Source organism: Shewanella sp. 1180_01 (assembly GCF_052850535.1).
Window position 1 is genome coordinate 31,719 of sequence record NZ_VXCT01000031.1, and the last position, 12,699, is coordinate 44,417.

Consider the following 12,699-nt stretch of genomic DNA (forward strand, 5'->3'; position numbering starts at 1 on the left):
CCTTAGTGATTACGGATATTAGAGCTTACGCATTTTATGGAGCACAAAATGGATTTTCGCGTCTTGGTACTTAGCCTGTTGTTATGGCTGATCCCCTTTGGGGCGAGTGCTATAGACCAGTTAGATGAGCTCACAGAACTCGTCTACCAATATCCCAGTAAAGCCCTGACTCAAATCACTGCCTTAGAAAAACAATTTACAACCAGTGCCACTTCTGACATTAATCGACTCAGATTGAGTGTATTGAAATGCCAAAATCTGCTGCAACTGGGTGAGAACGAAGCCGCAATCAACGTGGCTCAGCTAGGCGAGGCCAATGCTAAGCAGCTTAAGCTCGATCAAGTTCGCCCCTACTTTTTGATTTGCCAAGCCGACGCAAATCTCAACTACAACAATATTCAAAATGCGCTGCCCTTGCTGGATTCTGCCATTACCTTAGCGCGACGCTATCAACAGCCCCAAGCCTTAGTCGATGCCTTACGTTTACGTGGTCAGCTCGATACCAATACGGATAATTTCTCCTCTGCCATCGAAGATTTACGTCTGGCCATCGATATTTATCCAGACATTCATACTCAGACCCAGAATTGGGTTTGGCCACCACAGGCTTATATTTATGCGGCCATGGGTAATTTACTCTACGCAACCCATGATTTCCCTCAGGCCATGTATTACACCAACTTAGGAATACAGAGCTCAGATGCCAAGGGCAAAGTGTTACATATCATTCTACGAAATGCGGCCAGAATAGCGCTCGATAATCAAGAATTCGATTACAGTGATAAACTCGAAAAACAAGCAAAGGCACTACTACCTGAACTCGGTTCGCCACTTGAGCTTGCCTACAGCTATGCCATTTTGGCATCGATCGCGCTCGATAAAGGCCGCATCGACACAGCCGAAGAATACCTTTCTATCGCCATCAATACCTTCAAGAAGCACAATCAGCAATTGGCTATGATGCGCTCGACCCGCCTGCTGGCACAAATACGCTTTGCCCAACATCAAGACGATGCCGCATTAATCCTAATGAATCACGCCATTGAACAAGCTGAAAATCTAAAACAATATTCTGATCTCAAAGGATTTTACGGGATCATGAGCGATCACTACTTAGTGCAAGGGGATTTTAAGCAGGCCTATTCTTTCTTACTCAAACGCTATCGAGCTGCCGAACTCGCCAATCAAGGGATGAACACTGCACGGATATTGCAATTTAAAGCCCGCCTAAATCAACAAGATCTGCAGCAGGATCAGAATAGTCCTGCGCCAGAAAAGGCATCGATCCTCCAAGAGTTAAATCTAGACTGGGCCTATAGCACACTGTTCTTAATTGCGATGACGTTACTCGGCGGGGCTATTTGGTATTTGATTGATAAGCAAAATAATCGCGCGCCCCGTATCGAAGGCGAGGAACCTGCGGAAACTCTGCTCCAACAAGTCACATCGGCCTTGAACAGTGCCAAACAAGGTAATTATCCGCTGTCTTTATTACTTTTTAATGCGAGTCAAATACGGCAAGTTGACTTGCCGCCTCTGCAGGATGAGCTACAACACAGACTGCGAGAGCAAGATAAGTTGATCCGATATTCGATGGATGAAATTGTGATTATCCTACCGCACACCTCTGCAGCTGGTGCTAAGAAAGTCGTCAATCAATTAGTGGCCTGTATTCAGCCTTGGCAGGGGTCAAGCAAGGTCAATATTGGTATCGCGGCAATGCAGCAGTTTGATACGCTAGAGTCTTTAATTAAGCGCGCCAGTATCAATCAATTGGGAAAGGTTAAAATCAGTGAGAATAATCCAAACCATTATTCTCCCGCTAAATAAGCCGCGATTTCATCGAGAAAAGCGTCGCCGAAACGACTCAGTTTACGCTCGCCCACTCCGTTAACGGCGAGCATTTCCCCTGCACTGGTCGGCATCATGGCCGCCATTTCCGCCAGCGTCGCATCGTTAAACACTAAATACGGTGGCACATCCTGCTGCTCAGCTATGGTTCTTCGCAGTAATTTGAGTCGCGCGAATAGCTTACGGTCGTAGTTCAGCGGCGCCTTAGACTGGCTCACCTTGCGTTTTGTGGTCGTTAACTGAATGCGCGGTTCGGCGAGCATTAACGCCACCTCACCTTTGAGCACAGGTCGTGCCGATGGGTTTAAGGTTATAGATGAACCTCGCGTCACATCTTGACTCGCCAGTCCCAAATGGATCAACTGACGGATCACGCTCAACCAATACTCATGGCTCTTGTCTTTACCAATTCCCCAAGTCGTAAGTTTGTCATGGCCTCGGTCAACAATCGGGGCGCCTTTAGAGCCGCGCAGCACTTCAATTAAGTGATTAATACCAAAACGCTGACCTAAACGGAAAATACATGACAACACCTTTTGCGCATCTTCGGTGCCGTTATAACGCTTAGGCGGATCGAGGCAAATATCGCAGTTACCACAGGGCTCTAGTGCGCTCTCATCAAAGTAATGCAATAGCACTTGGCGACGGCAGGTTTGCGCCTCAGCAAACGCCGCCATGGTATTGAGTTTATGGAATTCGACTTGCTGCTGCGGCCCTGGCTCAGACTGTTCAATCAAATGTCGCACCCGGCCAATATCGGCAGGATCAAACAGCATAAAGGCCTCGGCATCAAGCCCATCACGGCCCGCTCGGCCCGTTTCCTGATAATAGGCTTCGATACTTTTAGGGATATCGTAATGCACCACAAAACGCACATTCGATTTATTGATCCCCATACCGAAAGCCACAGTGGCGACAACGATATCGATTTGATCTTTAAGGAAACTGTCCTGCACTGCGCCACGATCTTCCTGCGTCATTCCCGCATGATAGGCCTTAGCATTAAAGCCTTGCAGACATAAACGATCGGCAACCTCGTCGACACGGCGTCGGCTGCTGCAATAAATAATCCCGTTGGTGCCATTTTGCTGGGTTAAAAAATGCCGTAACTGATTCGCAGCATTGAGCTTTTCCGCCACTGTGTAGCGAATATTAGGCCTGTCGAAACTAGAGAGTAAACGGAACGGGTCAATCCCAAGTCGCTCGCAAATACTCTGCCGAGTCGCCTGATCCGCCGTTGCCGTCAGCGCCATCATGGGCACATAGGGGAAGAGTTGTTTTAGCTGGCCAAGCGCCGCATATTCAGGGCGAAAATCATGACCCCATTGACTGATACAGTGCGCCTCGTCGATGGCAAACATCGCTAGCTGCAACGACTGCATTCGCTCAATAAAATCTGCGCTTAATAAGCGCTCTGGTGACACATAAAGCAGTTTTAATTCACCGTGGCGCAGCTGCCTTAATACTTCGGCGCTCTGCTCTCGCGGCAATGAAGAATTGAGATAAGCCGCTGCAACACCGGTTTGTAACAAGCTATCGACTTGATCTTTCATCAAAGAAATCAATGGAGATACGACAATAGTAATGCCATCCATCAGCAATGCGGGGAGTTGATAGCAAAGACTCTTACCGCCGCCCGTTGGCATGATCACTAAGCAATCTTGCCCGCCGCAGACACGTTCTATCACCTCCCGCTGACCGTCCCTAAAGTCACGGTAACCAAACACCTGTGCGAGGCGTTGCGAGAGCGGATCATCATGCGTGTCGAGTACGAGCTTTTCCATGGATCTTCTATGTTAAAAGTGAGGGGGCCTATTCTATACCCAAACTAGCTCAAAATGCAGGATTCAGCGGTAATTTAAAGTACTTTAGACGAGGCCATTCATCGCGATTGTAGCTATTTTAACCCCTAGTGGACTAAGCCAAAAATAACGAACGGGGGGTAAAGTGCTTTAAAGCCCGCCGAGACGGAGCGCCGAAGGCATTCTGAAACTCACATGTTGCGCTAACTTGGGTATAGAGGCCTAAACCGCTTCTGTCTTGCGTCAATATGAGATCATCCGTCTAGGTTATTTCGTTACAGTACCTTCATTTCAGCGACAGAGTTGCATTCGCGGTGAGCTTCACTGTAGATTAATTGCTCTAAGCCGCACTTGGTTAATCTCAGTGTTGATAACAAATCCAATTACGCCTAATGCAGTCACTCAGTGACAAGGACCCAATAATGACCAGTCCAATCCAAGCCGAAGCTTTGAGAAGAGTCGCAGCAGTATTTGATCAACATGTCCCTTTCCATAATCTACTCGGACTCGATATCAAGCGTTATGACATTGATGGCGTTGAAGTCGTGATCAACATGAAACCTGAGCTGATTGGCAATATCCACCAGCAAATCCTTCACGGCGGTGTGACAGCCACGGTACTCGATGTGGTTGGCGGACTCACCGCCTTTGCAGGACTGGTTGCCAGTCGTGATGATTGGACGGTCGAAGAGCTGCAGCAACGCCTGCAAACCCTAGGCACTATCGACATGCGCGTCGATTATCTGCGGCCGGGGCGCGGCCTCACCTTTACCGGGACGGGCAGCGTGATCCGTGCGGGCAATCGGGTGTCGGTGTGCCGCATGGAATTGCATAATGAGCAAGGCACACATATCGCTTTTGGGACAGGCACTTATATGGTGGGCTAGCAGCTTCACCGCAGAACACTCATTTACCGTCTTAAAGTTCAAAGCCAGTAAACATCTTGATTAGTAAGATGTTTACTGGCGTTGATCGGCCACTCAATCTCTTATCGAGATATTCTGTAACCAAAAGAACGCGGCGATGCCCTTGAGTCAGCGGTCAGACACACCTACAATCGCCGTCTTGTTGTCCTTCGAAGATGTCTCATGCAAGATCTTGAATACCGCAAAGGGATCCTACTCGCCGTCAGTGCTTACTGTATGTGGGGTTTTGCGCCTTTATATTTCAAATTACTCAACCATGTCTCTGCTACCGAAATTTTGCTCCATCGCGTAATTTGGTCGTTCGTGTTTATGCTGATCATCATGCAATTTATTGGCGGGTTCTCACGCTTACGCTTACTGTTTAAACAGCCTAAACAGCTAATGGTTCTCACCATTACCTCCATACTGATCGCGGGAAACTGGCTGCTATTTATCTGGGCGGTGAATAACGATCACATGCTCGATGCCAGCTTAGGTTACTTTATCAACCCTCTGCTCAACGTCTTGCTTGGCATGTTATTTCTAGGCGAAAGGTTACGTAAGCTGCAATGGTTTGCGGTCGCACTCGCCAGCGCTGGTGTGTTGATCCAATTAATCTCTTTTGGCTCTATTCCAATTGTCTCACTGGCACTCGCGGGCACCTTTGGTTTCTATGCGCTGCTGCGAAAAAAGGTCAATGTGGATGCTAAGGCTGGCTTATTGGTCGAAACCGCAGTGTTATTACCGGTCGCGCTAATTTACCTAGTCGCGACCTTAGACACAGCAACAGCGAGCATGCTGACAAACGATTGGCAACTGAATCTGATGTTAATGGCAGCGGGAATAGTGACCACGATTCCTTTACTCTGTTTTGCAGGGGCGGCGGTACGGATTCCATTGTCTATGCTTGGATTTTTCCAATATATCGGCCCAAGTATCATGTTCATCCTAGCAGTGAGTCTGTTTAATGAGCCATTCGATGCAGAAAAAGGCGTGACCTTCGGTTTTATCTGGAGTGCCCTGTTAGTATTTACCTTAGACATGGCCTATAAACGCAAAGCGGCGTGATCATTATCACGCCGATACACATAGTTACAGAAGTGATGATGACTTCTGTAACTGTGCTAAAAATTCACTCCCTTGCGGCACTGTCAGTAATAAACTGTAGCCTTTAACCGTTGGCACTAACACTAACTGCGATTTATCTGTTATCGCCAGAAATGCTCTACCTTTTCCCTGCAAATTAAACCACCCTAATTGAAACCCTGGCATGCCTATGCCGTTGGTTTTAAAGCTCGGCGTTAAATCTGCCTCTTGCTGCAAATCGACTATGCGCGCCTCGGCGGGCAATAAATCTGCGCGGGATAACTGCACTTTATAGAAGGGCACATCCACTGTAAGTTCAGTATCGGTTAACACTAACTCGGCGCTATTGGATTGATAAAAAACCCATGAAAATCCGCCCATCATCACCAGCAATATGCCTAAACTCGCCGACTTCGCTATCTTAGGCATATTTTTTAGCCATAACATCAGCAAGATACCCGCTAAACCGAGCAATAAGACGATAAAACTGAAGATAGAGGTCTGGGTGAAAGGGGCGAGTTCGAACAATTGAGGACTCATTGGCAGCATCTCCCGTGCAGTGAAGCCTTAATCTGCCAACAAAGACATATTATGTCAACAAAAATGCCAGCGCTAATATGAGTACTAGGCTGGCATTGATTGGATTGATTTAAAACGGCTTAGAGATCGAGTGCGAGAATTTTTGAACGACGTTGATAGTTATACAACTGCTTTTTCTTCTGTGGCAGTGCTTCAACATCTTCAATCACAAAACCATGCTCGAGGAACCAGTGAATACTGCGAGTTGTCAGCGCAAACAAGCGTGAATAACCGCGGTTTCTGGCCTGATTGATTATGTTCTTTAGCAGCAAACTGCCTCTGTCGGCATCGCGATAATCGGGATGCACCACCAAACAGGCAAACTCGCCCGCATTGTCCTCTTCAAAAGGATAGAGCGCGGCGCAACCAATCACTAAACCATCGCGTTCAATCAACATGAACTGTTCGATTTCGATCTCGAGCTGCTCACGGCTACGACGCACCAGAATGCCTTGTTCCTCCAATGGACGAATAAGGTTCAGTACACCGCCAATATCAGCGATCGACGCACAGCGTAAACGCTCGGCACTCTCAGTCACGATTTGCGTGCCTATCCCTTCGCGAGAAAACAGTTCCTGCAACAAGGCGCCATCTTCAAGGTAGCTGACTAAGTGACAACGCGGTACGCCATTACGGCAAGCATCGATACTGGCTTTCAAAAAAGCCATAGTGCCAACGCAGGCAGAACCTTGCTCGGCCAGCTTGCTCATGATGTTTTGCGCATCGTTTGGCATCAATTCGGCAATCACGTCGCCATTGCGATCGAGAATACCGTTTTGTGAGCTAAAACCGATCATCTTGTCGGCTTTGAGCTTGATCGCCACTTGGGTCGCGATTTCCTCGGCGGTTAAATTAAAGCTTTCACCGGTCACAGAAGCCGCAATCGGCCCCATCAACACGATGCAGTGATTATCTAACTGACGTTTTAAGCCTTGCACATCGATACGACGCACTCTGCCGCTTAAGCAAAAATCGATGCCGTTATCCACGCCTAATGGCTGGGCAATCACAAAGTTGCCGCTCACTAAGTTAATTTGCGCACCTTGCATCGGCGTATTGCTTAAGCTCATGGATAAACGCGCTGTGATATCAAATTGCAGTGCACCCGCAACTTGCTTGATCACTTTGAGCGAGTCTTCATCCGTAATACGCACGCCTTCGTGGTAGGCAGGTTCGATACCATTGACGGCTAATGCAGCATCAATCTGCGGCCTAGCGCCATATACCAACACCACTTTAATCCCTAAACTGTGCAGCAGGGCGACATCATTTAAGATGGCGCGGAAGTGATTCTGAGCCAAAGCTTCACCACCCAGCATGACCACAAAAGTTTTACCTCTGTGAGCATTAACATAGGGGGCAGAGTGACGAAATCCATCAACCAGTTCAGTGGTACGCACGCGTTATTTACACCTCATTTTTGAGCTGGCAGCGTCACGATGACATGCCAGGAATGAATCGCTAACTTTCGCGTATGTTATTGCATTTTAATTCACATATAAAGAATTTATTCTCACTAAAGCGCAGTTTTAATGATTTAAAGTGCTTAGAACTGCACTATTTTATATTTTCAGCAAGTGTTCACACTTTTTTAACTTCACAGGGGATGATTCAGCGGCTTAAGTTTGCGAGGCAATTATCTCAACTTGATGACTAACACTAACTACTAAAAAAAGCGCAAAAAAAAGCCCCTTAAATAAGGGGCTTTTCTCGAAACACTAACCAAGGATTACTTGATTTTTGCTTCTTTGTAGATAACGTGCTGACGAATAACTGGATCAAATTTTTTGATTTCCATTTTTTCAGGCATGTTACGCTTGTTTTTTTCAGTTGTGTAGAAGTGACCAGTTTTAGCTGTAGAAACTAATTTGATCTTCTCACGATTACCTTTAGCTTTAGCCATGATCTATTATACCTTCTCGCCACGAGCACGAAGTTCAGCAACAACAACTTCGATACCTTTTTTGTCGATCAGACGAATACCTTTAGTAGATACACGTAACTGTACGAAACGCTTTTCTTCTTCTAACCAAAAACGGTGGTTTTGTAGGTTAGGTAAAAAACGACGACGGGTCGCGTTTTTTGCGTGCGAACGGTTGTTACCAACCATCGGCTTCTTGCCAGTAACTTGGCATACTCTTGACATGTCAATCTTCTCCAAAAACAATTTTAACGCTCGAGCATTAATGTGCCTCGTATGGCCGTCGCCCGAGGCACAAAGAGGGCGCATTTTATACACGATCACAGAGTGAAGATCAAGTGTTAGATTAATTAATCCAGCCTCGTTCTGCAAAAGAAACTATCTCTCGATCACCTACAACCATATGGTCCAATAAGGATACGTCTATGGTTGCTAACGCATTTTTTAATCGCTCAGTTATTCGTCGGTCAGCCTGACTGGGCTCGGCAATACCAGACGGATGATTATGACAAACTATAACTGCTGCGGCCTTTTTCTCCAGCACTAAGCTCACCACTTCACGTGGGTACACTGAGGCTGAGTCTATTGTACCGCGGAATAATTCGACAAATTGAATCACTCTATGCTGGCTATCCAGCAGTAAAACTGCGAACACTTCATAGGAGCGATCGGCCAATTGTCGCATTAAATAGTCCCGAGTTAAATCGGGATTTGTTAAAACTTGACCTCTTTGCAGATTTTCCTGCGCTACACGCCTCGCTAATTCGGCCGCAGCTTGAAGCTGGGCGTATTTTACAGGTCCTACGCCCGGAAGTCGACATACCTGATTTCGAGGAGCACAAAGCAGGTTTCTGAGGCCGCCAAACTCGCTAATAAGCGACCTTGCAAGGTCAACCGCGTTTAATCCCGCCAAACCGTTCCGCAGTAATACCGCCAATAACTCCGCATCCGACAGTTGCCCCGCCCCTTTTTGTAACAGTTTATCTCTCGGACCTTCCCCCTCAGGCCAATCTTTAATGCCCATGCGACCTCCCTGTCATCTCACATATTTTCACTTTACTGAGTATGGACGAGATTTTTTGAACTGGGAGAGTCACTAAAATTCACCGCTTTGTGATATTGTTGGCGGCATTATTTCTATCTCGGATGATGTCTGTGAGTCTGACAAATAAAAACGTCCTGCTGGGCATTGGCGGCGGTATTGCGGCCTATAAAAGTGCTGATTTAGTCCGTCGCTTAAAAGAGCGTGGCTTTGATGTGCGCGTGGTGATGAGCCAAAGTGCGATGGAATTTATCACGCCTTTGACGCTGCAAGCGTTATCTGGACATCCCGTTGCCTCAAGCCTACTCGATCCTGCGGCAGAAGCAGCCATGGGCCACATAGAACTCGCTCGTTGGGCAGATCTCGTCATCATCGCCCCTGCAACCGCAAACCTATTGGCGCGGATTAATGCCGGCATGGCCGATGAGCTGATCACCACCACTTGTCTTGCCACAGAGGCGCCTATCGCCCTGTGTCCGGCAATGAATCAGCAGATGTACCGTAATCTGGCGACGCAGGCGAATTTAACCAGTCTGGCATCCCGCGGCTTTACCCTTTGGGGACCCGCAAGTGGCAGTCAGGCCTGTGGTGAGGTAGGTCCCGGTCGTATGTTAGAGCCATTAGACATCGCCGAACGGGCTACGCAGTTTTTTGCCACTCATGACGCCGTTGAACTTAAGCCACTCGCAGGACAGTCACTGCTGATTACCGCAGGGCCAACCCGTGAGGCGATTGATCCCGTCAGATACATTTCGAATCACAGTTCTGGAAAAATGGGCTTTGCCTTAGCCAAAGCCGCAGCAGATATGGGCGCAACGGTCACCTTAGTCTCTGGCCCAGTGAGTCTAAGCACCCCAGAAGGCGTGACCCGCATTGATGTTGAATCGGCGCAGAATATGCTCGACGCTGTGATGGATAACGTTGATAAAAAAGATATTTTTATTGGTTGCGCCGCCGTTGCTGACTATCGCATTAGCGACATCGCCACCTGTAAGATCAAAAAATCGGCGGAAGAAATGCAACTTGCGCTGGTGAGGAATCCTGATATCTTAGCCACGGTTGCGAGCTTACCTAACCGTCCTTTTGTGGTGGGATTCGCAGCAGAAACCCATGATGTAGAAGCCTATGCGCGCGATAAACTCAAACGTAAAAACTTGAATATGATCGCCGCAAACGACGTTTCCGTTGCTGGTCTAGGCTTTAATGCCGATGCCAATGCCCTGCGAGTGTTCTGGCCGCACGGCAGTCAAGACTTGCCTGCCACTGACAAACTCACGCTGGCACGGCAATTACTTTCGTTGATAGTGAAAGAAAAAACAAATACATGAAAACACCGATTGAATTAAAAATTCTCGACTCCCGTATCGGCTCAGAATTTCCTTTACCTGCCTACGCTACACCTGGCAGTGCTGGCATGGATCTTCGTGCCATGATCGACACGACTTTGACTATAGCACCGGGGGAAACCGTACTTATTCCAACGGGGATTGCCATTCATGTTGCCGATCCAGGACTGGCTGCAGTGATTTTGCCGCGCTCAGGTCTTGGCCATAAACACGGTATCGTATTGGGGAATCTGGTCGGACTCATAGATTCAGATTACCAAGGACCCTTAATGGTGTCTTGCTGGAATCGTAGCGACAGTCCTTTTGCCTTAGAAATTGGCGATCGTCTCGCGCAACTGGTGTTTGTTCCTGTAGTACAAGCACAATTCAAACTCGTTGATGAGTTCGACAGCTCAGATCGTGGTGAAGGCGGATTTGGCCATTCAGGCACTAAATAATCCCCTAAGTCGTTATTGAGCCAAGGATACTGCAATGGCTGTAAGCCCAAAAATTAATCGTCGTGAACATATTTTGCAATGTCTAGCACAGATGCTAGAAACCAACCCAGGACAAAGGATCACCACAGCGAAACTGGCCTCAGAAGTCGGTGTATCGGAAGCCGCCCTGTACCGTCACTTCCCGAGTAAAGCACGGATGTTCGAAGGCTTAATCGAATTTATCGAAGAGTCGTTATTGTCGCGCATCAATTTAATCATGGATGACGAAAAAGACACCATGAAGCGCTGCCAACTGGTGCTGCAACTGTTACTGATTTTTGCCGAGCGTAACCCGGGGATTTCCCGCGTCCTCAATGGTGATGCGCTGCTCGGAGAAAATGAACGCCTGCGCAGCCGCATTAGTAATTTATTTGCCAAAATTGAAACCCAGTTGAAGCAAATACTACGGGAAAAAACCCTGCGGGAAGGCAAAGGCTTCAACTTAGACGAAGCCATATTAGCCAATTTACTGTTAGCCTTTGCCGAAGGGCGAATCGCTCAATTTGTACGAAGTGAATTCAAACTCAAACCTACCACACACTTCGATGAACAGTGGCGTTTTATCCAGCACCAACTTCTACAAAGCTAATGATTTTTCAACATAAAAGACGGTAACTATCGTCCTTTATGTTGAGTATTTCCGCTATTGCAAAAATGCTCAGCTTCCTAAAAACTAATCTAAAACTTTAGGATTGACTCAAACTTGCCGTCACAGCCAGTCTAAACTCGATTGGCAGTGGCTGATTTTAAGCCGATATCCGATAAGGACTATCGGCTTTTTCATGTGGCCTATGAGCGTTTTTCGGTATGAATTATCTGCAATTCGCGCTATCCTCCTCTCCCTATTCTTGCCCTAGCGAGAATAACAATAATTTGTATCTGATGCTGAACAGCCCAAGTACCACTCGATGCTCAGCATAGGTTTTCTGTTATAGCCGCTACGACGTAGTGGAGGATTAGATGGCATTAAGTGAAGCAGCAGTAAAAGTACAAGCCGCGTTATTAGAACGTGGACTTGAAACCCCAATGCTCCCAAGCGTTTACAGCAGTGAAGAACGTAAAGACAAGATTGAACATCATATGAAAGAAATCCTGACATTAATGTCATTGGATCTGTCAGACGATAGCCTTGCCGATACGCCGCGCCGCATTGCTAAAATGTACGTCGATGAAATCTTCTCCGGCTTAGATTATGCGAACTTCCCTAAGATCACGGTTATCGACAATAAGATGGGCTTCGATGAAATGGTGCGAGTGCAGGACATTAGCCTCACCAGTACCTGCGAACACCATTTAGTGACGATCGATGGCACTGCGACCATAGCTTATCTACCACGCAAAAAAATCATTGGTTTATCAAAGATTAATCGCATCGTGCGTTTCTTTGCCCAACGTCCACAAGTGCAAGAGCGTTTGACTCAGCAAGTGTTAGTCGCGCTACAAACCTTGCTCGAAACCAAAGACGTTGCGGTTAAAATGGATGCTGTGCATTACTGCGTCAAATCCCGTGGCGTGATGGACTCAACCAGTTCAACCACCACCACAGCGCTGGGCGGCATTTTCAAATCTAACCCTGCGACCCGCGCCGAGTTTTTGCACCAGTCTAAATAAATGTATTGAAACTTAACGCTATTTAAAACGTGCCTAAATCAATAGCAATCAATACAGCTCAATAAAAACGCTGCGATTCC

Annotated in this window: 13 protein-coding genes; 7 read left to right on the plus strand and 6 right to left on the minus strand. The window is 47.2% G+C overall.

Annotation, left to right across the window (positions count from 1 at the left end; all coding sequences use genetic code 11):
- The first annotated feature begins 48 nt into the window (after window positions 1–48).
- Window positions 49–1,830 carry a diguanylate cyclase domain-containing protein gene (locus FW758_RS15585; protein ID WP_446445856.1) on the plus strand — a complete coding sequence of 594 codons (1,782 nt, stop codon included), beginning with the start codon at window positions 49–51 and terminating at the stop codon, window positions 1,828–1,830.
- Here the strand turns inward: FW758_RS15585 and recQ are convergent.
- Entirely contained in the window at window positions 1,812–3,635 is a 1,824-nt protein-coding gene (gene recQ, locus FW758_RS15590) for a DNA helicase RecQ (protein ID WP_012586599.1), read from the minus strand. The two genes, FW758_RS15585 and recQ, sit on opposite strands and share 19 nt — an antisense overlap.
- Before the next feature lie 440 nt (window positions 3,636–4,075).
- Between recQ and FW758_RS15595 the strand changes: the two genes are divergently transcribed.
- Window positions 4,076–4,540, plus strand: a complete 465-nt coding sequence (locus FW758_RS15595; protein ID WP_006079875.1) for a thioesterase family protein — start codon at window positions 4,076–4,078, stop codon at window positions 4,538–4,540.
- Window positions 4,541–4,741: 201 nt separating this feature from the next.
- Complete coding sequence (rarD, locus tag FW758_RS15600) at window positions 4,742–5,626, plus strand: EamA family transporter RarD (RefSeq protein ID WP_006079874.1); 885 nt, start codon at window positions 4,742–4,744, stop codon at window positions 5,624–5,626.
- A gap of 24 nt (window positions 5,627–5,650) precedes the next feature.
- On the opposite strand, the gene FW758_RS15605 is transcribed toward rarD, so the two are convergent.
- The 5 genes from FW758_RS15605 to radC form a co-directional block, all read right to left on the minus strand.
- Window positions 5,651–6,184: a PH domain-containing protein gene (locus FW758_RS15605; RefSeq protein WP_446445857.1), complete on the minus strand. Its 534-nt coding sequence runs from the start codon at window positions 6,182–6,184 to the stop codon at window positions 5,651–5,653.
- A gap of 119 nt (window positions 6,185–6,303) precedes the next feature.
- A complete protein-coding gene (argA, locus tag FW758_RS15610) occupies window positions 6,304–7,623 on the minus strand; it encodes an amino-acid N-acetyltransferase (RefSeq protein ID WP_006079872.1) in 1,320 nt (439 codons plus the stop codon).
- 329 nt (window positions 7,624–7,952) lie between these two features.
- Window positions 7,953–8,126, minus strand: a complete 174-nt coding sequence (rpmG, locus tag FW758_RS15615) for a 50S ribosomal protein L33 (RefSeq protein WP_006079871.1) — start codon at window positions 8,124–8,126, stop codon at window positions 7,953–7,955.
- Between the two features lie 6 nt (window positions 8,127–8,132).
- Window positions 8,133–8,369: a 50S ribosomal protein L28 gene (gene rpmB / locus FW758_RS15620; RefSeq protein ID WP_006079870.1), complete on the minus strand. Its 237-nt coding sequence runs from the start codon at window positions 8,367–8,369 to the stop codon at window positions 8,133–8,135.
- Between the two features lie 121 nt (window positions 8,370–8,490).
- A complete protein-coding gene (radC, locus tag FW758_RS15625) occupies window positions 8,491–9,168 on the minus strand; it encodes a RadC family protein (RefSeq protein ID WP_006079869.1) in 678 nt (225 codons plus the stop codon).
- Between the two features lie 122 nt (window positions 9,169–9,290).
- Between radC and coaBC the strand changes: the two genes are divergently transcribed.
- From coaBC to folE, 4 genes are all read left to right on the plus strand, one after another.
- A complete protein-coding gene (gene coaBC, locus FW758_RS15630) occupies window positions 9,291–10,514 on the plus strand; it encodes a bifunctional phosphopantothenoylcysteine decarboxylase/phosphopantothenate--cysteine ligase CoaBC (protein WP_446445869.1) in 1,224 nt (407 codons plus the stop codon).
- Window positions 10,511–10,969, plus strand: coding sequence for a dUTP diphosphatase (gene dut / locus FW758_RS15635; protein WP_006086674.1), 459 nt, complete (start codon window positions 10,511–10,513; stop codon window positions 10,967–10,969). The genes coaBC and dut overlap by 4 nt, the downstream gene beginning before the upstream one ends.
- Before the next feature lie 34 nt (window positions 10,970–11,003).
- A complete protein-coding gene (gene slmA, locus FW758_RS15640) occupies window positions 11,004–11,597 on the plus strand; it encodes a nucleoid occlusion factor SlmA (protein ID WP_006079866.1) in 594 nt (197 codons plus the stop codon).
- Between the two features lie 371 nt (window positions 11,598–11,968).
- Window positions 11,969–12,619 (plus strand): GTP cyclohydrolase I FolE, encoded by a 651-nt coding sequence (gene folE, locus FW758_RS15645; protein ID WP_006079864.1) that lies wholly within the window; start codon window positions 11,969–11,971, stop codon window positions 12,617–12,619.
- The last annotated feature ends 80 nt before the right edge of the window (window positions 12,620–12,699 follow it).

Excerpts from the sequence above, each read along its gene's own strand:
- FW758_RS15585 (WP_446445856.1), top strand. The coding sequence starts at position 49 with ATGGATTTTCGCGTCTTGGTACTTAGCCTGTTGTTATGGCTGATCCCC.
- recQ (WP_012586599.1), bottom strand. The coding sequence starts at position 3,635 with ATGGAAAAGCTCGTACTCGACACGCATGATGATCCGCTCTCGCAACGC.
- FW758_RS15595 (WP_006079875.1), top strand. The coding sequence starts at position 4,076 with ATGACCAGTCCAATCCAAGCCGAAGCTTTGAGAAGAGTCGCAGCAGTA.
- rarD (WP_006079874.1), top strand. The coding sequence starts at position 4,742 with ATGCAAGATCTTGAATACCGCAAAGGGATCCTACTCGCCGTCAGTGCT.
- FW758_RS15605 (WP_446445857.1), bottom strand. The coding sequence starts at position 6,184 with ATGAGTCCTCAATTGTTCGAACTCGCCCCTTTCACCCAGACCTCTATC.
- rpmG (WP_006079871.1), bottom strand. The coding sequence starts at position 8,126 with ATGGCTAAAGCTAAAGGTAATCGTGAGAAGATCAAATTAGTTTCTACA.
- rpmB (WP_006079870.1), bottom strand. The coding sequence starts at position 8,369 with ATGTCAAGAGTATGCCAAGTTACTGGCAAGAAGCCGATGGTTGGTAAC.
- radC (WP_006079869.1), bottom strand. The coding sequence starts at position 9,168 with ATGGGCATTAAAGATTGGCCTGAGGGGGAAGGTCCGAGAGATAAACTG.
- coaBC (WP_446445869.1), top strand. The coding sequence starts at position 9,291 with ATGATGTCTGTGAGTCTGACAAATAAAAACGTCCTGCTGGGCATTGGC.
- dut (WP_006086674.1), top strand. The coding sequence starts at position 10,511 with ATGAAAACACCGATTGAATTAAAAATTCTCGACTCCCGTATCGGCTCA.
- slmA (WP_006079866.1), top strand. The coding sequence starts at position 11,004 with ATGGCTGTAAGCCCAAAAATTAATCGTCGTGAACATATTTTGCAATGT.
- folE (WP_006079864.1), top strand. The coding sequence starts at position 11,969 with ATGGCATTAAGTGAAGCAGCAGTAAAAGTACAAGCCGCGTTATTAGAA.